Source organism: Bradyrhizobium sp. MI1.7 (assembly GCF_055811795.1).
The window spans coordinates 65,766-90,171 of record NZ_JBVVPO010000009.1; the positions used below are offsets into that span (position 1 = coordinate 65,766).

At 66.5% G+C, this 24,406-nt stretch carries 16 protein-coding genes; 4 read left to right on the forward strand and 12 right to left on the reverse strand.

Annotated elements, in window-relative coordinates:
• Positions 1 to 32: 32 nt before the first annotated feature.
• The 10 genes from addA to ubiE form a co-directional block, all read right to left on the reverse strand.
• Complete coding sequence (gene addA / locus AC0L3X_RS11690) at positions 33 to 3,542, reverse strand: double-strand break repair helicase AddA (RefSeq protein WP_231143735.1); 3,510 nt, start codon at positions 3,540 to 3,542, stop codon at positions 33 to 35.
• A complete protein-coding gene (gene addB / locus AC0L3X_RS11695; RefSeq protein ID WP_063980163.1) occupies positions 3,536 to 6,682 on the reverse strand; it encodes a double-strand break repair protein AddB in 3,147 nt (1,048 codons plus the stop codon). The genes addA and addB overlap by 7 nt, the downstream gene beginning before the upstream one ends.
• A gap of 232 nt (positions 6,683 to 6,914) precedes the next feature.
• Positions 6,915 to 7,637: a nucleotidyltransferase family protein gene (locus AC0L3X_RS11700; RefSeq protein WP_063980162.1), complete on the reverse strand. Its 723-nt coding sequence runs from the start codon at positions 7,635 to 7,637 to the stop codon at positions 6,915 to 6,917.
• A 147-nt stretch (positions 7,638 to 7,784) separates the two neighbouring features.
• Positions 7,785 to 8,102, reverse strand: a complete 318-nt coding sequence (locus tag AC0L3X_RS11705; RefSeq protein WP_014490931.1) for a PilZ domain-containing protein — start codon at positions 8,100 to 8,102, stop codon at positions 7,785 to 7,787.
• Positions 8,103 to 8,191: 89 nt separating this feature from the next.
• Positions 8,192 to 9,760, reverse strand: coding sequence for a tRNA (adenosine(37)-N6)-threonylcarbamoyltransferase complex ATPase subunit type 1 TsaE (gene tsaE, locus AC0L3X_RS11710; protein WP_063980161.1), 1,569 nt, complete (start codon positions 9,758 to 9,760; stop codon positions 8,192 to 8,194).
• A complete protein-coding gene (locus tag AC0L3X_RS11715; RefSeq protein ID WP_063980160.1) occupies positions 9,757 to 12,261 on the reverse strand; it encodes a sensor histidine kinase in 2,505 nt (834 codons plus the stop codon). The genes tsaE and AC0L3X_RS11715 overlap by 4 nt, the downstream gene beginning before the upstream one ends.
• A gap of 190 nt (positions 12,262 to 12,451) precedes the next feature.
• A complete protein-coding gene (gene dut, locus AC0L3X_RS11720) occupies positions 12,452 to 12,910 on the reverse strand; it encodes a dUTP diphosphatase (protein WP_063980159.1) in 459 nt (152 codons plus the stop codon).
• A complete protein-coding gene (gene coaBC, locus AC0L3X_RS11725; protein ID WP_063980158.1) occupies positions 12,907 to 14,358 on the reverse strand; it encodes a bifunctional phosphopantothenoylcysteine decarboxylase/phosphopantothenate--cysteine ligase CoaBC in 1,452 nt (483 codons plus the stop codon). Before coaBC ends, dut begins: the two co-directional genes overlap by 4 nt.
• Positions 14,359 to 14,415: 57 nt before the next feature.
• Positions 14,416 to 15,990, reverse strand: a complete 1,575-nt coding sequence (gene ubiB, locus AC0L3X_RS11730; protein WP_063980157.1) for a 2-polyprenylphenol 6-hydroxylase — start codon at positions 15,988 to 15,990, stop codon at positions 14,416 to 14,418.
• Positions 15,987 to 16,748, reverse strand: coding sequence for a bifunctional demethylmenaquinone methyltransferase/2-methoxy-6-polyprenyl-1,4-benzoquinol methylase UbiE (gene ubiE / locus AC0L3X_RS11735; RefSeq protein ID WP_014490941.1), 762 nt, complete (start codon positions 16,746 to 16,748; stop codon positions 15,987 to 15,989). Before ubiE ends, ubiB begins: the two co-directional genes overlap by 4 nt.
• Before the next feature lie 81 nt (positions 16,749 to 16,829).
• On the opposite strand from ubiE, the gene mutM reads away from it, so the two are divergent.
• Positions 16,830 to 17,729: a bifunctional DNA-formamidopyrimidine glycosylase/DNA-(apurinic or apyrimidinic site) lyase gene (mutM, locus tag AC0L3X_RS11740; protein ID WP_063980156.1), complete on the forward strand. Its 900-nt coding sequence runs from the start codon at positions 16,830 to 16,832 to the stop codon at positions 17,727 to 17,729.
• A gap of 176 nt (positions 17,730 to 17,905) precedes the next feature.
• Here the strand turns inward: mutM and AC0L3X_RS11745 are convergent, their stop codons facing one another.
• Positions 17,906 to 18,649: a ParA family protein gene (locus tag AC0L3X_RS11745; RefSeq protein ID WP_063980155.1), complete on the reverse strand. Its 744-nt coding sequence runs from the start codon at positions 18,647 to 18,649 to the stop codon at positions 17,906 to 17,908.
• Between the two features lie 244 nt (positions 18,650 to 18,893).
• Here AC0L3X_RS11745 and ggt point away from each other — a divergent pair, with 244 nt between their 5' ends.
• Complete coding sequence (ggt, locus tag AC0L3X_RS11750) at positions 18,894 to 20,573, forward strand: gamma-glutamyltransferase (protein ID WP_063980154.1); 1,680 nt, start codon at positions 18,894 to 18,896, stop codon at positions 20,571 to 20,573.
• A gap of 244 nt (positions 20,574 to 20,817) precedes the next feature.
• The gene (locus tag AC0L3X_RS11755; protein ID WP_063980153.1) at positions 20,818 to 21,915 is read left to right on the forward strand and encodes a sensor histidine kinase; all 1,098 of its coding nucleotides are present in this window, start codon (positions 20,818 to 20,820) and stop codon (positions 21,913 to 21,915) included.
• A gap of 88 nt (positions 21,916 to 22,003) precedes the next feature.
• Here the strand turns inward: AC0L3X_RS11755 and AC0L3X_RS11760 are convergent, their stop codons facing one another.
• Entirely contained in the window at positions 22,004 to 23,362 is a 1,359-nt protein-coding gene (locus AC0L3X_RS11760) for a serine protease (RefSeq protein WP_063985959.1), read from the reverse strand.
• Between the two features lie 234 nt (positions 23,363 to 23,596).
• Here AC0L3X_RS11760 and AC0L3X_RS11765 point away from each other — a divergent pair, with 234 nt between their 5' ends.
• Positions 23,597 to 24,400, forward strand: a complete 804-nt coding sequence (locus AC0L3X_RS11765; protein WP_039155124.1) for a HesA/MoeB/ThiF family protein — start codon at positions 23,597 to 23,599, stop codon at positions 24,398 to 24,400.
• Positions 24,401 to 24,406: the final 6 nt, after the last annotated feature.

Here is a 24,406-nt window from a genome sequence, read left to right on the forward strand (position 1 = left end):
CGTGGAATCGCGCCCGGGATCATGGCGTCAACCTATGAACGGCTCCTTGCCGGGTCAAGGACGCTCACGCCGACATGAAGGGATGCCAGCGCCGCGTCCAGCGCGGGGGCTGAAATCTCCATATATTCAAGGGCCTCGGTCCAGAGCAGGACGGCCCGGATCGGCTTTTGGGGATAAAGCCGGGCCAGCACCGCCCGGTACAGCGCGAGCTGCCGGACATAGGCGGCGGGCGCCTCCGCGGCGCTTTTGGGCGCCGCCTGGTTGGTCTTGAAATCGACGATCAGAACCTCGTCCGGACGGACGACCAGCCGGTCAATCTGCCCCGACACCAGCGCTGGCGGCCGCCCCGGCCGGTCCACTCGGCCGACGATCGAGACCTCGGCACGGCTGCCGGCGGTAAACACCGGGGCAAAGCGCGGTTCGGCGATCAGGGCGAGAACCTTGTCGGCCAGCGCGGTCCGGTCGGCCTCCGTCCAGTCGGGCGCGTTGCGCGCCATGAAGCCAAGCGCGGCCTCGCGCCGGCGCTCGGGGGCGATGTCGGGGAGGGATTGCAGCAGCCGGTGCACCAGCGTGCCGCGCTGCAGCGCCACCGCGCGCGACTGCACCGATTCGCCTGGCCGCACGCTTCGGCCGTCCTCGGCCGACTGGCCGGAGGGGCGCACTGGATCGTCATCGACGCTCTCGTGCGGTAACGGCGTCCGCAGCCAGTCCGGCAATGCGATCGATTGGTCCACCGACATCGCAGGCGTGCCGAGCGCCCCGACATCCTCCGGCCGGGCGAATCGGGTCACCTTACCGAGCGGCGTCTCGATCGTCTGCTTGTCCAGGCCCGAGCCGGTGAGCCCGGTGTCGATGAGGTCATACCAGCTCAGCTTGCGGACCGTCTTCATGTTACCGGGCATGCAGCCGCCGACGATCAGCCGATCGGCCGCGCGCGTCATCGCGACATAGAGCAGGCGGCGATACTCGTCCTCGGTCTCCTCGATCATGGCCTTGCGTGCGTCGGCGACGGGCTTGGGATCGTCGGCCTTGCGCCCGGCCCAGACCACGACCTCGCCGCCATTGCCGCGCGGCACGTGGATCAGCCGGACCCGCTGCGAATCCGCGGGCGATGATGTCGTGTCGACCATGAACACGACGGAGGCTTCGAGGCCCTTGGCGCCGTGCACCGTCATCACCCGCACCTCGTCGCGCGAGATCTCCATGTCGCGCTTCACCTCGGTGTCGGCCGAGCGCAGCCAGGCCATGAAACCCTGCAGGGAGGCCGGTGCCTTGCGCTCGTAATTCAGCGCCAGCTCCAGGAACTCGTCGAGCGCGTCGTTGGCCTCATGGCCGAGCCGGCGCAGGATCCGCGCACGTCCGCCGTCGCCGCCGAGCAGCCAAGCGTAGAAGGCGAACGGAGTCTCGTCGCGCGACCGCGCCTCGCAGGCTTCAAGCCGCCGCAGTGCCGTGGCGAACGTCTCGCTTGTGGCGGCATGTTCGGCAAGCGCGCGGCGCAGCGACCCCTTGCGGCCCCAGGCGAGCTGAAACAGGTCGTCGTCATCGAGCCCGAACAGAGGGCTCTTCAGCGCAACCGCGAGCGCGAGATCGTCCTGCGGCAGCAGCAGCGCGTCCGCGAGATTCATCAGGTCGATGATCGCGATGTGCTCGGTCAGCTTCAGCCGGTCGGCGCCGGCGACCGGAACATTGGCGTGCTTCAGCGCCTGGATCACGGCGTCGAACGCATTGCCGCGCCGGCGCACCAGGATCAGCATGTCGCCGTAACGTAAGGGGCGGCGCTCGCCTTCGTGTCCCGTCAGCGTGCCGCTCTCGACCAGTTGCTTGATCTCGGTCTGGATGCGGCGGGCGAGCTTCACCTCGGGGCTGGTGGCGGCGACGCCATCGAACGGCGCGCGCCAGCCCTCGATCTCCTGCCTGTCATCGGGCTCGGCGAGATCCCACAGCTCGATCACGCTCGGGCCCGCATCGGCGAGCGCATTGTGCAGGGGATGGCCGATCTCTGCCGAATGGATGCTCTTGTAGATCTGGGGCTCGCGGAAGACGTGGTCGACCGAGTGCAGGATCGCCGCGCCCGAACGGAACGAATAGGTGAAGGCGACCGGATCGAACTTCAGCCCGGCGGCGGTGAACTTGCTGCGCAGCTCGCGCCGGCGCGCGTCGAATTCTCGGGGTTGGGCGCCCTGAAAGGAGAAGATCGACTGCTTCTCGTCGCCGACGGCAAAGACGGTGCGGTTCAACCCTTCGCGCGCGCCTTCGCCCGCGGTGAACTCGGAAATGATGTGCGCGACGATGTCCCACTGCCGCGGGCTCGTGTCCTGGGCTTCGTCGATCAGGACGTGATCGACGCCGCGGTCGAGCTTGTAATGCACCCAGCCTGAAGAGACGCGGTTCAGCATCGCCAGCGTCTTGTCGATGAGGTCGTCGTAGTCGAGCAGCCCGCGCTCCTGCTTCTCACGGCGGTAGTTTGCGGCGGCCGCGGTCGCGATGTGCAGCAGGGCCGCGGTGCGGTCACGCATGGTCACCGCGCGGCGCTTCTCGATCAATCCGCCGAGGCGCTGCCCCTCGTTCTCGAACAGGCGGGCGACGGATGGGTTGTGATCGCCAAACTTCTTCGTCAGCACCGCCTTGCGCGGCAGCTTTTCGTCGGTGAGGAAGACGCCGAGATAGGCATCGACCTGTGCGGCACCGGAGAAGACCTTCGCCTCGCGGAGGCGACTCGCCTGGTCGTTGTCGGACTTGCTGCCGTCTTCCAGCGCGAAGGCAATGTCGTCCCAACGCGACCGCGGCAGGAAGGGACCGTCGAGAATTTCCGTCTCGACGTCCTCGATCCGATCGCTCGCCTCCACGCCCAGCACCGCCGCCATCTGCTCAGCAGCTGCCCCGGCGTTGCCGGCCTCGTCGGTCCAGGCCATGAAATGATCGCGGCTGAGACAGGCTTCGCGCACGACCTCCTTGAAAGTGACGTCGGCCGCACTCGCCATCGCGGTGAGCAGCGCGCGGCCGGTGACGGTCTCCGGATCGCGCGCGGCTTCCAGCAGCACCTTCAGATTGGCGCGCTCCATCATGTCGGTCTGGTCGCGCTCGTCGATCACGGCGAAGCGCGCGGGAACATTGGCCTCGAACGGAAACTGCTGGAGCAGCCGGGTGCACAACGCGTGGATGGTCTGCACCTTCAATCCGCCCGGCGTCTCCAGCGCGCAGGCGAACAGCTTTCGTGCTTCGCGGCGCAGTTTTCGGTCCGGATGGGGAATGCCGACGTCGCGGATCGCTGCATCAAGCTCCGCATCGTCCAGCGTCACCCAATGGCCAAGCGTGGTGAAAACGCGTTCAGCCATGTTGGCGGCCGCCGCCTTGGTGAAGGTGATGCAGAGGATCTTTTCCGGCGGCACACCTGACAACAGCAGCCGGATCACGCGCTGCACCAGCACATGCGTTTTGCCTGAGCCAGCGTTGGCCGACACGAAGGCCGACGCGGTCGGGTCCGACGCGCGCCTCTGTGTGTCGCGCACAGCATTCGGGATGGGGCGTAGCGCTTTTACCATTCTTCGATCCCCAGGCCGCCGGCCGCCGACCATTCCTTGATGCGGGCGAGGTCGTCATAGGTGCCGTAGCGGTTGGTCCACATCGGCAGGTTCAGCGAGGTGTACGCCTGGTTCTCGTCCTCGAAGGCACGGATCAGCGCCTCCAGCTTGGCCCGTGCTTCGGCGGCGGCCGTGTCCGGCGGCTGCGGCTCGTCGCCTTGCCTATATTTGAGCTCGAGGATGCGCTCTTCACCGGGGGGATTGTTGCCGCTCAGGCGCACATAGACGAGCTGGCTGACGGACGAACCCGCGTCGATGTCAGGGAAGCCGCCCTCGCGCAGGATCGCCGCTTCCAGCGTGAGCTGCGGTGACAGGCCCATGCGGACCTGCTTGCCGGTCGGCGGCTGCCCGGTCTTGTAGTCGAGGATAGCATAGCTGCCGCCCTGGCGCCGCTCGATGCGGTCGGCGCGGGCGGAGAGCTGGAAGCTGCGCTCGTGGTCGAGCCGGATCGAAATCTCGCCACGCGTCTCCGCCGTGATGACCTCGATCACGTCGCGACGCGCCGTCTCCCATTCGCCAAACCAGCGCGCGATGCGCTGGAAACGCGGCCACCACAGCGCGCGCGCTTCGGGGCGCTCCATCAGCGGCTCAAAATACTTCTTACCGATCGCGTGCAGCACGCGGGCGGGATCGTCGGGCAGGCGCGCGGCGTAGCTTTCCGTGAACTCGCCGAGCGCATCGTGAATCGCCGAGCCGCGGTCGGCGGCCGACAGAGGCATGTCGACGGGGTCGAGCGCGTCGAGCCGCAAAATGTGCTTTGCGTAGATCGTGTAGGGATCACGCAGCCAGTCCTCGATCGCGGTGACCGACATCTTGAGCGGCCGCGTCGCGCGCGGCGGCCGCGGCTCGGGCTGCTTGACCGGCCTGACCTCGTCGGGCTGGTCCAGCGCGCCCGCAAACTGCACGTATTTTTCGCCCGCGCGGATGGCCGTCTTCCAGAACTCGCCGCCCGCGACCGCCTCTAACCGGTGCAGGAAGCGCGAGGCGACCGCTGGTGCGCCGCCGGCCTTCGCGGAATGGGTCAGGATCACCTCGCCGCCGCCGAGCAGTTGCGCGAAATCGTGTGCGGAGAGGCCGATACGGCGCTCCGGCAGATCGAGGCCAAGCTCGTGCCGCATCGGCCGGCTGAGCCAGGGATCGATGCGCGGCGCCGGCGGCCAGACGCCTTCGATCAAGCCGCCGATGATGATCCGGTCGGCCTGCATCAGGCGCGATTCCAGCGGGCCGTAGATCTGCAGCCGCGCGCCGGGTCTGTCCCGCCGCCGCACGGCCCGGTCGCTGAACGCGGTCTGGAAAACGTCGGCATAGTCAGACAGCGTCACCATCAACCCGCTGGTGGTGCCGCCGCGCAGGAGGTCGTCGAAGGCGGCTGCGAGCGCCAGGCCCTCGCGCTCCTCGAAAGCGAGCGGGATGCCCTGCTCGTCGCGCGACAGTTCGATCATGATCTCGCGATGCCGGTGCGCGAGCTCGGCGAAGTCGTACGGTTTCGATGACGCGAGACTCTCGATCGGCGCCAACGCTTGTCGCAGGGCATCGATCAGCGCCTGGATGCGATCGAGGTCCTCTGCCTTCAGACGCGCACGTGGCTCCGCGTGGTGGAGCGCAGAGACCTCCTTGCGCCACAGCTTTGCCAGCTCCTCGCGGAAACGATTGAATTCGCGCAGCAGGCCTGCGGTGCCCGCAGGCGGCCGCGTGCCGCGCAGGACTGCAAGCTCGAGGCCCTCGATTGCCGCCTTCCATGCGCCAGGCAGCCGGCCAAGCCGGCACAGCGGATGCTTCAGCATCGCCAATAGCGTCGGCGGCTCCAATCCCTTGGTCGCAGCCTCGGCCGCGAGGCGCGCAAAAACGCCGGCGGACGTTTCCATCAGCACGTCGCCGCCGGAATCGTCGAAGGCGAGATCCCATCGCGTCAGCGCGGCCATCACCCGCCGCGCCAGCGCGCGGTCCGGCGTCACCAGCGCCGCTGATTTGTCGAGATGGCGCGCCTCGCGCATCGCAATGGCGATCGCGAGGGCCTCCATTTCGGGATTGGGCGCCTCGACCACCGCGAGGTTTGACATGCCGCCGGCGATCTTCGCTGCGACATCCGGTTGCTTCAGCCGGTCGTGCCAGACTTCCGTCTTGGCAGATGGCCGCATCGATTCGGAGGCGAGCAGATCGCGGCCGCCGTCCGCTGCCGGTTGAAGCAGCTCGACATCGCCGCGCTTGATGCCGAAGCGATCCAGCAGCGCGTGCATAGCATATTGCGGATGGTTCGACGCCGGATGCTCGGCGAACTTGCCGAGCGAATCGCGCACGCCGCCGATGCTGCGCCAGGCGTCGTCGTCGAGGTCGGTGTCGAGGCCGGGCAGCACCACGGCACCATGCGGCAGCGATGCGACCGCATGCAGGAATTTTGCGGTGGCCGGCATCGAGCCGGTCGAGCCCGCCGCGATCACGGGGCCATGGGGATGCGCGGTCAACCGCCTGGCTTCCGCCGCGATCAGGAGGTCGCGCCGCGCCGCGGGCTCGATCCGGTTGATCTCGGCGAGATGGCCGGGCCACGCGATGCGCGCGATCCGCAAAAATTCGAGCGAGTGCTGCCAGTAGCGGTCGAGCATGTCGGGCACGAGGCCGTCGAGCGCGCTCCAGTCGACGCCGCGCGTCACCATGTCGTCGATCAGGCGCGCGAGGTCGCCGGCCAGCGCCAGCGTCGAGGCGGGGCCGCCGACCACCAGCGGGGACAGCACCGGGCCCTTGGCCCAGGCGGCGACGAGCTGCGCCAGCGTCAGCCGCCGTTCCAGCTCGCCAAGCCGCGGCGGAATGTCGAGCGGCGCTGCGCCGGAGAACTGCTCGCCCTCGTCGGCGAAAGCGAGCTCGTCCTCGTCGATGTCGCCGAGCGCGACGATGCGGGGCAGGACCACCGCATCGGCGGCCATCTCGTCGAGAAAGATCTCGCGCACGACGCGCATGGCGCGCCTTGTCGGCAGGTACAGCGTGGCATCCGCAAGCCGCGCCGGTTCCTTGCGCGCCTCGAATCCGTCGACCAGCCGGCCGTCGAGCAGGCTCGAGACGACCGTGCGCAGGAACGGAACTGAGATGGGAACGCTGAAAACGCGCATGGGCTGCCTGATTCGGGAATCAGGCGCCAATATAGGGAGGCGGATTCAAATGGATATGGGTGGAGGGGAGATAGTCCCCGCTGTTCGCCTGACTAGGATCAGGTGTCGTAGGGTGGGCAAAGGCGCACTCGCGCCGTGCCCACCATGTATCCCCGATCTCTAAGCAGAGAGATGGTGGGCACGCTTCGCTTTGCCCACCCTACGGTACTCGCGTCCGGGACACGAGAGCAGCTTACGCCACGCTCTCCAGAAACGCCTCTTCCGCCGCATGCACGGCATCGGGCGTGCCGACATGCATCCAGACGCCGTCGAGGCGGAGGCCGAACAGCCGTTCCTGCTCGTTGGCGCGGTCGAACATCTTGGTCAGCGAGAACTCGCCCGTCGGCGCGTCGGCGAAGATCGAGGGCGACAGGATCGCCGCGCCGGCATAGACGAACGGAACGACCTCTTTTTCCTTGCGCTTGCGCAGGGCGCCGTCGGGCAGCATGCCGTAATCGCCACGGCCGCTATAGCCGATGCTGGTCGCGGTCGGCGCCATCAAGAGCAGGATGTCCATGCGCTCAGGGTCGAAGTTTTCCGCAAGCCGCGCCAGGTTCGAGCGCACGCCGTCGATCCACAGCGTGTCGGAATTGACATGGAAGAACGGCGCGTCGCCGAGCAGCGGCAGCGCCTTGACCACGCCACCGCCGGTGCCGAGCACCTGGTCGCGCTCGTCCGAGATGGTCACGCGCGGATGCTGGCGGGATGCGGTGTGGTTGATGATCTGGTCCGGCAGATAGTGCACATTGACGATCGCCTCGGTCACGCCGGCGTCGCCGAGCTTGTCGAGCACATGGTCCAGCAGCGGCTGGCCGGCCACCGGCACGAGCGGCTTCGGCATCTTCTCCGTCAACGGACGCATGCGCAGCCCGAACCCCGCAGCGAGCACCATGGCTTTGGTCGGTTTGACGGACATCGTGCGCTTTCTCAGACTCGTCTTTCCCGGAATCGAGAACTTTTGAAGTTCGCGTACGCAGCAATCCTAACACGGACCGCAATTGGCCGCACCGCGTCTTAACCGCCTTAACCACCTGCCGTGACGGTTGTACGACGGGTGTGGCCGTCACGCCCCAACGGATGTGGAACGCGCCTTCTTCTTCTTGTCGCCGAGCTTGAGAAAATTGACGCCGATCTGGTCGCCATTGACCCACGCCAGCTCACAGCGCCGGTACGCAAGTCCGGTAGACGACAGCAGGAGAAAAAATTCCTTCAGATGCAGGCCCTCGACCGAGCCGTCGATGGTCAGCTTGGCGCCGCTCTCGGAGACGTCCTCCATGGTGCACTCGCGCCGCCAGGTGCCGTCGATCCCCATCATCTGGGCCGGTATCCCGCGCTCGAAAACAACCCGGCTGTTGCCACGATGGTCCGTCTTGACCGCCATCTGCCCTTGCTCCAGCCCCGTCTTTGTCCGGCTGCCTGCGGGCGATGATACCGATGCGATGGCTAACAGGCGGTAAATCGGGCCGCGAATCAGGCTTGGGGCTGCTCTTGAGGCTGCTCTTCGGACGGCTCTTGGGACGCCCCCCGGGGCGGCGGGACGTTGGCGAGATACCAGTCGCGCAGGCGAGCCAGCGCGGGATGTGCCAGCGAGCGCTGGAGGTAGGTCCAGATCCGCGGCTGGTGGCGAAGATAATGCGGCTTACCGTCGCGGCGGTTGAGGCGGGCGAAGGTGCCGAGCAGGCGCGTGTTCCGCTGCGCCGACATGATGGCGTAGAGTTCGGCGAAGCCGGCCGGATCGAAGCTCGCATCGGCCGTGCGCCGCGCCTTGATGTAGCGCGACAGCAGTGTCAGCTCGAGGGTCTCAGGGACGTCGATACGCGCGTCCTGCAGCAGCGACACTACGTCATAGGAGTGCGGCCCGAGCACGGTGTCTTGGAAGTCGATCACGCCGACGCGCGCCATGCCAGTACGATCGGCGAGCCAGATCAGATTGGGCGAGTGGTAGTCGCGGATGATCCAGGTTCTTGGCGCGGCCAGCGGCTTCTTCAGCAGCTCGCGCCACATCGCGAAGAATTCCGCGCGCTTCTCGTCGCTCAGTGGCGCGTTGCGATCGGGCAGATACCATTCCGGCATCAACCCGATCTCGATCAGCAGCGCCTCGGTGTCGAAGGCAGGAATGGTGTAGGTCTGATCCGCCAGCCGCAGCGTCTCCGGCAATGTCTTGCCGTGCAGCACGGCCAGCACGTCGGTCGCAGCTTCGTAACGTTCGGCGATCGGGCGCGGCGGATCGCCTTCGATCACGCCGTCGCTGCCGAAATCCTCGGAGATCAGGAAGCCGTGGTCGAGATCGTAATGGTGGATCGCGGGCGCTGAGACTCCCGCCACGCGCAGGCCTTCGTCGACGGCAACGAACGGCTTGATGTTCTCGGCAAGATGCACTGCCGCGCTGTAGGATTTTCCGTTGTACATCGCAGCGCCGTCGGGCCGCTGCGGAAAGTTCATGAGGATGACGATCTCGTCGTTACGCTGCAGCCGCGCATAGGAGCGGGTCGAGGCATCGCCGGCCATGTGCTTGCGCGTTGCATCCATGTAGCCGGATGCCTCGAGGAATTCCCGTAGCGCCTTCAGCCGCGCGACTTGCGCGGCGGCCTTGCCGTAACCGGTGATGTCGGCGGCGCGCGCATTCGAGCCCAGCGCCGGCCGGTGCGTCAGCGCGATGTCGATGCGGTCTTGCGGCATCGCCGACGGTGCGCGCTCCGGCCATTCGATCAGGACGAGCGTGGCATCGGGAAGCGGCGACAGGCCGATCTCCTCGAGCTCGCTCTCGTCCTCGACGCGGTAGAGATCGGCATGCATCACCGGAAACGGCGGCAGCTCGTAACCCTGCACCAGCGTGAAGGTTGGGCTCGGAACTTCCAGCGTCTCGTCGCCGGCGAGATAGCGGATCATGGCTCGCGCAGCCGCAGTCTTGCCGGCGCCGAGATCGCCGGTGAGGGTGATGACGTCGCCGGGGCCGACCAGCAGCGCAAGGTCGGCCATCAATTGCGCAGTGGCCGTCTCGTTGACAAGCGCGACGGAGAATGTGGTCGGTTCAGTCATTCGGCGGCGTCGCGATGCGCCGCCTGGTCGGTCGGGAAGTCGCAGATCACGACCGTGCCCCTGCCCACGATCGAATCCACCCGCACCTTGCCGCCATGCAGCTCGACGAAGGAGCGCACCAGCGACAGGCCGAGCCCGGCGCCGCGGTGACGCGACCCCTGCGAGCGGCTTTCGAACCAGTTGAACACCTTGTCCTTCATGTCGGCAGGTATTCCAGGCCCGGAATCTGTCACAGTGAAGACCACGCTGCGTTCGGTGCGGCGTGCGCTGATGCCGACGGTGGAATCCTGTGGAGAAAACCCGACGGCGTTGGCGAGGAGGTTATAGAGCACCTGCACCACGCGCTTCTCGTCGCCGACGAAGCTGCCGATATCGGGCGCGATCTCGACCTTGAGACGGATGCGGTCGGTGGCGAGGCGGTCCTGGATGCCCTCGGCGGCGAGCTCGATGGCCTTGCTGACGTCGACCGGGCCGAGTTCCAGCTTCATGGCGCCGGCGTCGATCGTGGCGAGATCCAGGATGTTGTTGGTCAGCGCCAGCAGGGCGTTGGTCGATTTGGTGACGTAGTCGAGATATTCGGCCTGTTTCGGCGTCAGCGGCCCGGTCGAGGGATCGCTGAGGAAATGCGCGAAGCCGATGATGGTGGTGAGCGGCGAGCGCAGCTCGTAGGAGACGTGGTGGACGAAATCCACCTTCATCTGGTCGGCGGCCTCCAGCGCCTCGTTGCGCTCGCGCAGCGCACGCTCGACATTCTCGGTGTCGGTGATGTCCTGGAACGTCAGCATGGTCGCGCCGTCATGCAGCGGACGGATCATGCCGTCGAGCACGCTGCCGTCCTTGCGCTCCAGCTTCAGCGGCACGTCGGCGCGGCTCTCGATCGAGGTGACGGCCTCGCGGATCTGGCGCCAGACTTGCGGGTCGTCGAACAGCTGATGGCACCAGCCTTCGACCGTCTGGATGTGCGGCTCGTCGCGCATGGCGTCGCTCGACAGCTTCCACATCCGGACGAAGGCCGGGTTGAACAGCTGCGCCCTGCCGTTGCTGCCGAACACCGCGACGCCCTCGGCGAGGCTGTCCAGCGTCTCGCGCTGGACGCGAATCATGCCGTCGAAGCGGCGGGCGAGCTCGAGGCTTTCGGTGACGTCGTCGAACAGATAGGTGACGCCGCCTTCCGGATTCGGGGTGGTGACGACGGAGAGCGCGCGGCCATCGGGCAGGTACCAGGTGTCCTTGGCGGCCTCGACCGCGCGATAGGCCTCGTGCAGCTTGGCCTTCCAGGCGCGGAAGTCCGGCTGCTCCGGCAGCTTGCGCGCTGCGCGGAGCTGGTCGAGCACGCTGGAATCGTCGGGATTGGCGTCGAGGAAGATGCGGTCGAGGTCCCACAGCCGGCGGTAGGAATCGTTGTAGAAGGCGAGCCGGCGCTGGCCGTCGAACACGGCAACGCCCGAGGAGAGCTGGTCGAGCGTGCGCCGATGCGCCTCCGCCATCCGCACCAGCGCCGAGCTCAGCGCATCCGCCTCGCTGGCATCGATGGCGACGCCGACATTGCCGCTGCCGACATTGACCGCGCGGACGTCGTAGATGCGCCGCTCACCGCCGATCACGATCGGCAGCCGCGAGGTGAAACTGGCCGCGTCCTTCAGGCCCCGCTCCATCGCGGTCCGGTCGGCACTGTCGAGCAGCTCGAGCTTGCGCTGCTGGGCGTCGGTGACGCTGCTTGCCTCGGTCGCGCGCACATAGGCCGGATTGGCGTAGCTCAGCGCGCCGTTCTCGGCCTTGGCCCAGATCGGCCAGGGCGCGGCGGCGGCAAAGCCGCGCAGCATCTCGGTCTCGTCGGCGAGGGCCTTGTAACGCAAATTGGTCTCGGCCAGATCGCGCCGGAGTCCGGAGAGTTCGCGAATCCTGACAATGGCCTGGCCGCCGATGGCACGGCCGATGGCCTCCAGCGTGTGGCCGTGCGCGGTGGTCAGCGTCAGCTGGAACCCGTCGCCGCGATCACGCAGCGCATCGACCGCGTGATCCATTTGGAGCGCGGGCTCCGGCGGCAGCCATGTTCCGAACGCGAGGACGCGCTGGGGGGAGGAATCGCGCGGCAGCACCATGGAGATGTCGCCGGAAATCTGCGCGCGATTGTCGCCGGCCGGCCAGGAGATCAGGATCTGCGGCTCGGCGAACAGCAACGCGCCGAAGCGATCGGACTGGAGTTGCAGTTCCCCGATCCGCGCGCGCAGCCGCGCCTCGTTGTTCGCCGTGCGCACGCGCGTGCGCATCAACAGGATCGCGGCCACGACCGAGAAGCCGAGCAGCGCGAGCGCGGTGGCCAGCACCGCGAGTTCCTGCCGGTTGAAGTCCAGCATTATGGAAAGTGTGTCGACGAGGTCGGCAGCCTCAGCCGGCGCAGCCGGCAGCAGCGCCGCGAGAGCGCCTCCCAACAAGCCGTTGCGCGCCAACGATGTGCACGACAGCAGCGTCCGACGCATCGACACGATCACGCCTGACATAGTTGCCCCAGATCGCACGAATTTGCGCGCGGCGACCCCCGTCGCGCGCGAATCAAACGACAATACCCCCACCGTGACTCCAGCGGTAAGAGTCCAGATCGTGAACGCAAAGGCGGTCCCACAAAAATGCCGGGCGCGCGGTTCCAATCCACGTCGTTCTTCGGGATGATTCGGCTGGAGTTGCCGTGTGTTAGCGGCCGGTCGAGCCGAAGCCGCCGGCGCCGCGATTGGTCGCGGACAATGTCGCCACGGGAACCAGCGCTGCCTGCACCACCGGCGCGATCACCATCTGCGCGATGCGCTCGCCGCGCTTGACCACGAAGGGCGCCGCGCCGTGGTTGATCAGGATCACCTTGATCTCGCCGCGATAGTCCGCATCGATCGTGCCGGGCGAGTTCAACACGGTGACGCCGTGCTTGGCCGCAAGGCCCGAGCGCGGCCGCACCTGCGCCTCGTGGCCGGGCGGCAGCGCGATCGCGAGGCCCGTCGGCACCAGCGCATATTGGCCGGGGGCGAGCGTCATCGGCTCGCTGTCGGGAACTGCGGCCATCAGGTCGAGGCCGGCGGCTTCGGAGGTCTGATAGGCCGGCAGCGGAAGGCCTTCGGCGTGGGCCAGTTGCTGCAGTTCGACCGTGACTTTCGTGCTCAAGATGCCGGCTCCCGGGATTTGTCGGTCACGCTCTTGACGACATGCGCGACCAGCTCGATGGCGACCTGTTCCTTGGTCATCACCGGCCAGGAATCAACTGCGATCTCGCCGTCCTCCTCACCATTCTTGCGACTGATCAGATGCACGGTGTTGCGGTCGCCGCCCATCACGCCGGTGGCCGGCGAGACGTCGTTGGCGACGATCCAGTCGCAGCCCTTGCGGGCCAGCTTGGACTTGGCGTTGTCGATGAGGTGCTCGGTCTCGGCGGCAAAGCCGATCACCAGCGGCGGGCGCCGGTCGGTCAGCTTCGAGATCGTGGCGAGGATGTCGGGATTCTCGACCAGCTGAAGCGGCGGCATGCCGGCCGAGGTCTTCTTCAGCTTCTGCTCGCCCTCACTGGCAACCCGCCAGTCCGCGACCGCGGCCGCGAAGATCGCGATGTCGGCGGGAAGCGCCGCCTGCACCTGCTCCAGCATCTGCCGCGCCGATTCCACGCGCTTCACCGTCACGCCCGGGGGATCGCCGAGATCGACCGGGCCGCTGACCAAAATCACCTCGGCACCCGCAGCTTGCGCGGCGGCGGCGATGGCAAAGCCCTGCTTGCCGGAGGAGCGGTTGGCGATGTAGCGCACCGGGTCGATCGGCTCGTGGGTGGGACCTGCGGTGATCAGCACGCGCTTGCCGGCGAGCGGGCGCGGCACCGGCGGCCGCAGCAGGCGCTCGGCGGCGGTGGCGATCTCGATCGCCTCGGACATGCGGCCGATTCCGGCTTCGCCCGCCTCGGCCATCTCGCCTGAATTCGGGCCGATCAGCACCATGCCGTCACGCTGAAGCTGCGTGACGTTGCGGCGGGTCGCGGCATTGTTCCACATCAGCGGATTCATCGCCGGCGCCAGCAGCACCTTGCGGTTGGTTGCGAGCAGGATGGCGCTGGCGAGATCATCGGCGTGGCCATTGGCCATCTTCGCCAGGAGATCGGCGGTCGCGGGCGCGACGACGATCAGGTCGCACTCGCGCGCCAGGCGAATGTGCCCGGCGTCGAACTCGCTCTGCGGGTCGAACAGGTCGGTGTAGACGCGTTCATGCGACAGCGCGCTCACGGCCAGCGGCGTGACGAATTGCTGAGCCGCCTTGGTCAGGACGCAACGGACCTCGATCCGGCGCTCCTTGAGCCGGCGGATCAGGTCGAGCGACTTATAGGCCGCGATGCCACCGCCGATGATCAGGGTGACGCTGGCCTCGGGAAGGGCGCCGGTCCGTTGCGGCGTGGGGGCGGTAGATTGGGCCGGCGGCAGCGCAAACGGCGTCAGCGGCTCCTCGCGGCCCTCGATCAGCTCCCCGAGGATGACCCGGACCTCTTCCTCGACCGACCTGCGGTTCCTGGCCGAGCGCAGGCGCAAATAGGTTTTGACGCCCTCGTCGAGCTTGCGGATGGTCAGGCTTGCCATGACGCCCCTCCAGCACGGAATGATAGCGATGCTATCGTTTTCGTGATTGCAGTGCAATCACAGATTCCGAACGGCGATCAGGATTCCGATGAAGGTGGCGGCGATGATCCAGAGCGCCACGGTGCGCCAGCGATTCTTGCGGCCTTCGCTGCGGCCCATCGCGGCGATGCTCTCCGGCGACAGCCGGATGCCTTCCCGCGTCATGGTCTCGAGCTGCTCGAGCACCGCGACCGAGCGCTGCGCGATGTCGGGCAGGCGCATCAGCACGCGGGCGAGGTCGCTGCCGCCGGAGAGCGCGCCCTGCACGCGGCCGATCGGGCCGAGATTGCGCTCGATCCATTCGCGCACCACGGGGTCGGCGACCTTCCAGATGTCGAGCTTGGGATCGAAGGCGCGCGCCACGCCCTCGACCACCACCATGGTCTTCTGCAGCAGGATCAGCTCGGGCCGCGTCGTCATGTCGAACAGGCCGGTTACCTCGAGCAGCAGCGTCAGCAGCCGCGCCATCGAGATCTCTTCCGCCGTGCGGTTGTGAATGGGCTCACCGATGGCGCGGATCGCTTGCGCGAAATTCTCGACCGAGTGATGCGCCGGCACATAGCCCGCCTCGAAATGCACCTCGGCGACGCGGCGATAATCGCGCGTGATGAAGCCGAGCAGGATCTCGGCGAGGAAGCGCCGCTCCTTCATCCCGAGCCGGCCCATGATGCCGAAATCGACCGCGACCAGACGGCCGGCGTCATCGAGGAACAGATTGCCCGGATGCATGTCGGCGTGGAAGAAGCCGTCGCGGAGCGCGTGGCGCAGAAAACTCTGGATCACCTTGCGGCCGAGATCGGGCAGGTCGACCTGCGCCTCTGCAAGGCGCTTGTGATCGTTCAGCGCGATGCCGTCGATCCACTCCATCGTCAGCACGTTGTGCGTGGTGCGGTCCCAATCGACGGTTGGCACGCGAAAATCAGGATCGTCGCCCGTGTTCTCCGCCATCTCCGACATTGCAGCCGCTTCCAGCCGCAGGTCCATCTCCATCGCGACCGAGCGCGACATGGTGTTGATGACTTCGATCAGGCGCAAACGCCGCGCCTCGCTCGAATAGGTCTCGGCCTTGTGCGCGACGTAGAAGAAATCGGAGAGGTCGCGGCGGAATCGCGAGGCCACGTTCGGCCGCAGCACCTTCACCGCGACAGGCTTGCGGACACCGTCGCGCGACACCTCGCCGCGATGCACCTGCGCGATCGAGGCGGCGGCGACCGGCGGGCCGAGGCTCGTGAACACGTCCTTGAGCGCACGCTCCAGCGAGCTCGCGATCGCGGCTTCCGCTTCGGCTTGCGAAAACGGCGGCAAGCGATCCTGGAGGCTTTCCAGATCACGCGCCATGACGACGCCGACGACGTCGGGACGCGTGGCCAGAAACTGCCCGAGCTTGAGATAGGCTGGGCCCATCCGGGTCAGCGCGCGCGTCAGCCGTGGTCCGTGCTTTGGACCGCGCCGTTCGACGAGGCGCGCAAGCTTCAGCGCGAGTTGCCCTGGCGGCGGCACCAGGGTCGGATCGACGGAACCGAACACGCCCTCGCGCGCAAACACGAACGCGGCGCGGATCAGGCGCGAAATGTGGGTAATGGAAGAAATCACAAACGCCAGCCCGAATGCAGTGCGACGATGCCGCCGGACAATGTCTGCCAGCCGACGCGGGCGAAGCCGGCGTCGCGGATCATGTCGGCGAAGGCGTTGGGTTTCGGAAACTTGCGGATCGATTCGACGAGATACTGGTAGGACTCGGCGTCGCCCGTGACCATGCGGCCGAGCGGCGGGATCACCTTGAACGAGAACAGGTCATAGATCCGGTCGAGCCCGGGCATCTCGACGGTGGAGAATTCCAGGCACAGGAAGCGGCTGCCGGGCTTCAGCACGCGATAGGCCTCGCGCAGCGCCAGGTCGATCCGCGGCACATTGCGAATGCCGAAAGCGATCGTATATGCGTCAAAGCTGCGGTCGGCGAAGGCGAGCGCTTCGGCATTGCCCTCGACGAAATCGACCTGGGTCTCGAGATGCCGCTTCGCGGCGCGCTCGCGGCCCACGGCCAGCATCTCGGCGTTGATGTCGCAGACCGTGGCATGGAAGCCGGGACCTGCCGCCTTGGCAGCGCGGAACGAGATGTCGCCGGTGCCGCCGGCAACATCGAGCAGCGCGAACGGCCGGTCACCCCTCGGCGGGTTGAGCGCGTTGATCATGATGTCCTTCCAGACCCGGTGCAGGCCACCGGACATCAGGTCGTTCATCAAGTCATAGCGCGACGCCACGCTGTGAAACACATCGTTCACCAGCGTCTGCTTGTCCCCCAGGGGAACGTCCCTGAAGCCAAAATGCGTGGTTTCGCCCGGCCGATCCATTACTCTACTCCACTGGGCGGACCATAGCGCGGCCGCCGCAATGGCGCTATCACACCGCCCTCATAAGGTGAATGCCTGACCATGCCTGAATTGCCCGAAGTCGAGACCGTCCGCCGCGGCCTTCAGCCCGTCATGGAGGGTGCGAAAATCCTCGTCGCGGAGGCCCGCAGGCCGGATCTGCGCTTTCCGTTCCAGCCCGATTTCGTGGCCCGGCTCCAGGGGCAGGTCGTCACGGGGCTTGGCCGCCGTGCAAAATATCTCATGGCCGATCTCGCCTCCGGCGACGTGCTGCTGATGCATCTGGGCATGTCGGGCTCGTTCCGCGTCATCAAGCCGGACAACGAGGCCGCGCCGGGCGAGTTTCACTACCCACGGGCTAAGGACTCCACGCACGACCACGTGCTGTTTCGGATGTCCTCCGGCGCCGACATCGTGTTCAACGACCCGCGCCGCTTCGGTTACATGAAAGTCATCGCGCGCAACGCGCTTGAAGACGAGCCACTGCTGCGCGATCTCGGTCCCGAGCCGCTCGGCAACGAATTCGACGCCGCGATGCTGGCGCGGTCGTGCGAGGGCAAGACGACGAGCCTGAAAGCCGCGCTGCTCGACCAGCGCGTGGTCGCCGGGCTCGGCAACATCTATGTCTGCGAAGCGCTGCATCGCTCGCATCTGTCACCGCGCCGCATTGCTGCGACGCTCGCGACCAAGGGTCGCAAGGGTGTTGGCGGCGGCGAGCCGACCGATCACGCGAAGCGGTTGGTGAGTGCCATTCACACCGTGCTGAACGACGCGATCAAGGCCGGCGGCTCCAGCTTGCGCGACCATCGCCAGACCTCGGGCGAACTCGGCTATTTCCAGCACTCCTTCAAGGTCTATGACCGCGAGGGCGAGACCTGCAAGACGCCAGGGTGCGGCGGCACCGTGAAGCGATTCACCCAGAACGGGCGCTCCACCTTCTGGTGTCAGAAATGTCAGAAGTGAAGATCGGGCCTGCCGCCGATAGGCCGTGAGTCTCGGCGAAGGCGACGACCCCACCACGCCGTCATTGCGAGCGCAGCGAAGCAATCCGGCCGGGCTGGTGGCCGGATTGCTTCATCGCTTGGACTCTTCAACCGGATAAGTGAAGAGGCCGCCTGTCGTCCGAGCGATCGCCCCGCTCAGGACGCCAGTGTCGTGGTCTCGTCCGCCGCGTGTTTGGCGGCGACGCGCAGCATCCCGTCCGCGACCGAGATGACCTGGTCGATCAGGACATTGGTCGTGGCTTCGAGCTCGAGACGGGTCTCGATCCAGCGCCAGAGGCCGCGGATCTCGTCCGCCGACTTGCCGTTCGGCGCGAATTCGCTGACGGCGAGGCCGCTCGCGAGCGAGTCCTGGTGGTCGTTGCGCATCACAATCAGCGGGCGCGCGAGCACCTCGGCGAGATCGAGCGCGGCTTCCTCGGCGAGCGTGTTGGCGGCGTTGTCGATGCGCTGGCCGCGGATTGGCGCCTGGTTCAGCACGAAGCCGTAGGGCCGCTTCCAAGCGCGCGCGACGCTCAGCGTCGAGACGGTCGCCTCGATGTCGGCAACGCTCGGGCGAGCCGGAATCAGGCAGAGGTCGGAATGGCGGATCGCGGCGGTGGTCGCGGCGCTGAGGCCGGCCGCGGTGTCGACGATCGCGAGCTGCAAGCCGCTGTCGGCCAGCATCTTCAGGCGCGGCGCGATGTCGGCGGCGTGATAGATCGGCTCGACGACGAGATCGTCAGCGTGGCGGCGACGCAGCCAGTTGGACAGGGTACCCTGCGGGTCGGTTTCGATCAGGCGGACGGTGAAGCCGGCCTGCTTGGCCGCCAGCGCGAGGCCGATGGCAAGCGTGCTCTTGCCACTGCCACCCTTTTGGGTGGCCAGTACGATCGTGTGCATGGAAAGTTGAATCCTTTGGAATGCTTGGGTCTGTGGGGTAACGCCACGCGAACGTGCATCGCTTCTCGATGCTGAGCTCTACTCGCTCAGGACGTGCCCTGCCCGATCCAAAGGGGACCGCGGATGTCCGAATCAACGCTAACGATGATGGCAGAATCGGGAATGCCAGCTAATCCGTACCAATACTGGACCCGTCATCGCGCGTATGATGTGCTTGCCGCCGTGAATAAAAGGGGCAGGCGGCATGGGCGGAAACTGGCGCGACCGGACGGCAACGATCTTTGAATGCGAGAAGATGCCGGCGGTCTCGAGCCGCGGCATGGTGGTCAGCAACCATCCGCTGGCCTCCAGCGCCGGCGCCGAGATGCTGGCCGCGGGCGGCAACGCCATCGACGCCGCGATCGCGACCCTGTTCACGCTGACCGTGGTCGAGCCGATGATGGTCGGCATCATCGGCGGCGGCATGGCGCATATACGTCTGGCTGACGGCAGCCACCGTTTCATCGACGGGCAGAGCACTGTGCCCGCGGCGGTACGTGACACCAGCTATACCTCCGCGCCAGGCGCGGCGCATGACGTGTTCGACACCGTCGGCAACGAGAACCTCAACGGCCCGAAGGCGGTCGCCACGCCGGGCTCGCTGAAAGCCTGGTGCGAGACGCTGCGCCGCTTCGGCACCATGAGCCTCGCGGACGTCATGCAGCCCGCGATCAAGCATGCCGCGCGCGGCTATGCGGCGACGCCGTATTTGCACGAATGCATCAGCGAGAGCGCTGCCGAGATGCGCAAGGACAAGCCAATTGCGGCGATCTATTTGCCTGATGGCGAGCCGCTCAAGGTCGGCGAACGCGTGGTGCAGGCCGAATATGCCGAGACGCTCCGCACCATCGCCGACCACGGCGAGACCGCGCTCTACGAGGGGCCGCTTGGTGACATCCTCGTCGACTACATGGAGAAGGCCGGCGGCTTCATCCGCCGCAACGATCTGACCGGCTACAAGACCGTCGAACGGCAACCGATCCGCGCCGACTATCGCGGCTGGACCATCCTTGGCCCGCCGCCGCCCGCGGCCTCCGGCGTGCACATCGCGCAGATGCTGAACATTCTGGAGGGTTATGACATCGGAGGCCTCGGCTTCGGCACGCCGGAGACGATCCACTATCTCGCCGAAGTCCTGAAGATCGCCTTTGCCGATCGCGCCGCGGCCAGCGGCGATCCGGATTATGTCGGCGTCCCCGTGGAGCGGCTGACGTCGAAGGCCTATGCCGAGGAACGCCGCCGCGCCATCGATCCGGCGCGGGCCCAGGCCTGGGGCGCCGGCGTCTCGCAGCTCGAAGGCGCGCACACCACGCACATGACAGCGGCAGACGCGTTCGGCAACGTCGTCGCGACCACGCAGACCATCAACAATCTCTTTGGCGCCAAGATCATGATTCCGGGCCTGGGCGCCATCGCCAACAACTACATGAACCTGTTCGATCCGCGTCCCGGCCACGCGCTGTCGCTGGCGCCGGGCAAGCGCGTCACCACCTCGATGTCGCCGATGATGGCGCTGCGCGACGGCAAGCTGCGCTATGCGCTCGGCCTGCCCGGGGGAAAACGTATCTTCCCCAGCGCGATGCAGGCGCTGGTCAATCTGATCGACCACGGCATGAGCCTGCAGGAAGCGGTCGAGGCGCCGCGCATCTGGACCGAAGGTAACGCGCTCGAAGTCGAGCAGAAGGTGCCGGAGGCCGTGCGCGCGAAGCTTGCGGGCCTCGGCCACAAGGTGCAGCCCGTTGCGACGGTGGCGGGCGGCATGAATGGCATTGCCTTCCACGACGACGGCACCATGACCGGCGCCGCCTGCTGGCGCGCGGACGGCACGCCGGTCGGGATCTCTGGAGGGCTTGCGCGGAGCGGTGTCAGGTTCAGGTTGAGCTGACCGCGCATTCACAAGGACGGTGCGCTCGTACCTCTTGTGCAACTGACGTCGTCCAATCGCCGGCAGGTGTCGCGACCGCAAATCCAGCGGTTCGCGGTTTTCGAACCTCCGCGGTATTTTTCGGTGCGAGGCAGATGTCGCCTATGCGGCCCGATCCGCGCAGATGACGGCACAAGTTCGGCAATGTAGGGTGCGGAACACTGGCGGCAGGCTCGTCGATCAGCGTCTGAGTAAGGCTGTGCGTATGGGCGGCGATATAAGCGGCGACTTCCTGGCCGGCGGCGGCGAGATGGGCGCTTTGACGCGAGCGTTTGACTGGTCGAGCACATCCGTGGGCTCTCCGGACACTTGGCCCCAAAGTCTTCGAGTTACAGTGCGGCTCGTTCTCACCTCGCGGCACCCGATGTTCATTTGGTGGGGACCAGAACTCATCCAGTTCTACAACGATGCATACCGGGAGACGATGGGGCCGGAAAGGCACCCAAGCGCTTTGGGCGCGCGCGGCCGTGAGTGTTGGGCCGAGATCTGGGACATCATTGGTCCCCAGATCGAGTACGTCATGTCGGGCAAGGGGGCGACCTGGAATGAGGACCAGCTGGTACCGGTGACTCGTCACGGGCGCCGCGAGGACGTTTGGTGGACGTACAGCTTTGGTCCAATTGATCTTGAAGGCAAGGTGGGCGGCGTGCTTGTCGTCTGCAGGGATGTCACGTCCGAGCATATGGCAAGGGAAGCGCTGAACCTCATCAATGAGGAGCTGAAGCACCGCGTCAAGAACACGCTCGCAGTGTTGAGCGCGGTAGCTGCCCAGACATTTCGTGACCCGACGAGCAAAGCCGATCTCGAAAAGTACCAGGCACGGCTCGGCGCGTTTGGACGAGCGCAGGATCTGCTGACCGCATCAAATTGGGCGGCCGCGCCACTCCACGATGTGATCGGCACTGCTCTTGCACCTTATCGGACAGGCGAAGGCCGCTTCATCGTCTCGGGTCCTCCACTCGTCGTGAAATCTCGACAAGCGCTGGCTCTGTCATTGGCGCTCCACGAGCTCGCGACCAACGCTTCGAAGTACGGCGCTCTGACCGTAGCGGGAGGCTGCGTATCGATTACATGGTCAACCGAGGCTCAGGATGGCGAGTCAAAATTTGTCTTTGTCTGGCAGGAGATTGGCGGTCCGTCCGTATCGAAACCCGTCGGCACAGGCTTTGGCTCCAGGCTGATTTCCCGGGTGCTGAAGGACGATTTCAGCGGTTCCGTTGACGTTTCGTATGGCGCAGCCGGGCTTACATGCAGGCTGACCGCGCCCCTCGAAAATCTGGGACCTTCGCCAAAGAGCACGTGAGACCGTGTAGGAGCTGCGTGGCTCAACGGAGAGGGCATTGCGTTCCGCACCGCGTCCGGGACACGAGAGAAGTGTTATTCTCTCTCGCCTACTTCCGCACGCAGATCACGCGGACGACGGCCGCCTTCGCATCCGTCGACGTGCCGTTCGCCGTGACATCGTTCGCCTTCAGGAAATTACGCACCGCTTCTGCAGACACCATCACCGCCTGCGACGCCGGCACCGATGTCGCGGGCCCCGCGACCATCGCCGGCTTCAACAGCGCGACGCCGGCGAACTTGCCGTCGCCGTCGATGGCCGGGCTGCCCGAGAAGCCGACCGCCGGTGGAGGCGACAGCGCGGAATCGCTTGCTGTGACCGGCGCCAGCGCGCCCTTGAGGCTCGATACGCCCGCAGCTCCGCCCTGGCTCTGCGGATCGGCAATGCCGATGACATCGACGCTCGTCTTCGCTGTGCCACCGGTGAGGCTGAGCGGCTTCAGGCCGCGCGCGCCGTAGATGTGCAGGAGCGCGAGATCGTGCTCCTTGTCCTCGGCGAGACGGTCGGCGCTGCCATAGCCGGCAATCGTGATCGCGAGACAGCTATCGGTGACGAGGCGGTCGGTGACAATCGCACCATCGTCGCTGACGACGACGCCGGTGCCGTATTCGACGGTCTTGCGCGGCGGCGGCCCGGCCTGCGGGCCCGTCGGAAACGCATTGAACGCGCTCGACATCGCGATCACGACCGGCTCGACGGTGTTCTCGGTCGCCTGGTCGTAGAGGATCGTCATGGTGCGGACTTCGTCGCCCTTAAAGGTGCCTCGCACGTAGAATTTCTTGAGGCCCTGCAATCCCGACAGCACGAAGAAGTCGGGCTTCACCACGGTGTAGTCGACCTTGCGCCCCGACGGCTCCTTCTCCAGCTCGGCGAGTTTCGCCGTGGTCGGGTTCGCTTCCTTGCGGCGGCTCAGCAGCACCTGCACCGTGCCGGTCGGCGAAGTCCATTTCGAGCCGTTGGCGTCGGTCGCCTGCTGCGGCACCAATTTGCCGGGGATGCCGAGCCGGGCGCCGCTGGTCGGCTCCATCACGATTTTCCAGCCGACGCTCTCCTGCTTGCGCCGCGCGGTCTCGGCGAGCGCAGCGCGCTCCTGCGGATTGAGCACGCCGGTCGGCTTGCCACCCTTGGCCTTCTGATATTCCTTGATCGCCTCGACCATGCGCGCGCTGACGTCGCCGGTGATGGCGCCGTTATATTGGCCGACCCAGGCGAGGTCGGACTGGAGCGACAGCCGTTCCGCCTGCGCCATCGCATCGGCCGTCGCCGACGGCGTCTGCAGTGCGGGAGGCCGGATCGGCACGGTCTGGACCGGCTTCGGCTTGGTGCCGGGGATCTCTGGCGTCGTCATCTGGGCGCTAGCGCCTGTGGCAGCCGCGAACATCAGTGTTGCCGCAAGCATCGATCTCATGACAAATCCAGCCAGCCCATTGAACGTGCTACCATTGAAGCACATCTCGTTGGTCGCGAACAATGTTGGGGTGGTTCAGGCAAAGAGCTGAGCCACACACCCAGGTCCTCATCCTGAGGAGCGGTCGAAGGCCGCGTCTCGAAGGATGGCTGCAGGCGAGATCGAGGCCTTCATGGTTCGAGACGGCGCTTTGCGCCTCCTCACCATGAGGGTTTGAGAGAACGAAGGACGACGATGCTGAGCCCGGACGAACTGGAACGCTATGCCCGCCATATCGTGCTGCGCGATGTCGGCGGGCCGGGTCAGGCCGCGCTGAAGCGGGCCTCCGTGCTGGTGATCGGCGCCGGCGGGCTCGGCGCGCCCGCGCTGATGTATCTGGCGGCCGCCGGCGTCGGCACGCTCGGCGTGGTCGATGACGACGTGGTCTCGCTGTCAAACCTCCAGCGCCAGGTGATCCATACGACGCCCGATATCGGCCGGCACAAGGTCGAGAGCGCGGCCGAGCGGATCTCCGCGCTCAATCCGCATGTCCGCTTCGTCGGCCACGCCACCTGGCTCAATGCCGACAATGCGCTGAGCATGATCGGAGACTACGATCTCGTGCTCGACGGCTCCGACAATTTCTCGACGCGTTATCTGGTCTCGGACGCCTGCTTCTTCGCGAAGCGGCCGCTGATCACGGCGGCGCTCGGTACCTTCGACGGCTCGCTCACCACCATCCGCGCGCATGAGAAGAACGAGCAGGGCGTGTTCAATCCGACCTATCGCTGCCTGTTTCCGGAAGCGCCGCCGCCCGGCACGGTGCCTGCCTGCGCCGAGGCCGGCGTCATGGGCGCGCTTGCTGGCGTGATGGGCTCGATGATGGCGCTGGAGGCGATCCGCGAGATCGTCGGCTTCGGCGACGGCCTCGTCGGCCGCCTCCTGATGATCGACGCGCGCGCGATGCGCTTCGAGACGCTGCGCTACGCGCGCGATCCGGCCAATCCGCTCAACGGCGATGGGCCTGTGATCACCGATCTCAGCGCCCATCGCACCTGATCGCCG

Excerpts from the sequence above, each read along its gene's own strand:
- addA (WP_231143735.1), bottom strand. The coding sequence starts at position 3,542 with ATGGTAAAAGCGCTACGCCCCATCCCGAATGCTGTGCGCGACACACAG.
- addB (WP_063980163.1), bottom strand. The coding sequence starts at position 6,682 with ATGCGCGTTTTCAGCGTTCCCATCTCAGTTCCGTTCCTGCGCACGGTC.
- AC0L3X_RS11700 (WP_063980162.1), bottom strand. The coding sequence starts at position 7,637 with ATGTCCGTCAAACCGACCAAAGCCATGGTGCTCGCTGCGGGGTTCGGG.
- AC0L3X_RS11705 (WP_014490931.1), bottom strand. The coding sequence starts at position 8,102 with ATGGCGGTCAAGACGGACCATCGTGGCAACAGCCGGGTTGTTTTCGAG.
- tsaE (WP_063980161.1), bottom strand. The coding sequence starts at position 9,760 with ATGACTGAACCGACCACATTCTCCGTCGCGCTTGTCAACGAGACGGCC.
- AC0L3X_RS11715 (WP_063980160.1), bottom strand. The coding sequence starts at position 12,261 with ATGTCAGGCGTGATCGTGTCGATGCGTCGGACGCTGCTGTCGTGCACA.
- coaBC (WP_063980158.1), bottom strand. The coding sequence starts at position 14,358 with ATGGCAAGCCTGACCATCCGCAAGCTCGACGAGGGCGTCAAAACCTAT.
- ubiE (WP_014490941.1), bottom strand. The coding sequence starts at position 16,748 with ATGGATCGGCCGGGCGAAACCACGCATTTTGGCTTCAGGGACGTTCCC.
- mutM (WP_063980156.1), top strand. The coding sequence starts at position 16,830 with ATGCCTGAATTGCCCGAAGTCGAGACCGTCCGCCGCGGCCTTCAGCCC.
- AC0L3X_RS11745 (WP_063980155.1), bottom strand. The coding sequence starts at position 18,649 with ATGCACACGATCGTACTGGCCACCCAAAAGGGTGGCAGTGGCAAGAGC.
- ggt (WP_063980154.1), top strand. The coding sequence starts at position 18,894 with ATGGGCGGAAACTGGCGCGACCGGACGGCAACGATCTTTGAATGCGAG.
- AC0L3X_RS11755 (WP_063980153.1), top strand. The coding sequence starts at position 20,818 with ATGGGCGGCGATATAAGCGGCGACTTCCTGGCCGGCGGCGGCGAGATG.
- AC0L3X_RS11760 (WP_063985959.1), bottom strand. The coding sequence starts at position 23,362 with ATGAGATCGATGCTTGCGGCAACACTGATGTTCGCGGCTGCCACAGGC.
- AC0L3X_RS11765 (WP_039155124.1), top strand. The coding sequence starts at position 23,597 with ATGCTGAGCCCGGACGAACTGGAACGCTATGCCCGCCATATCGTGCTG.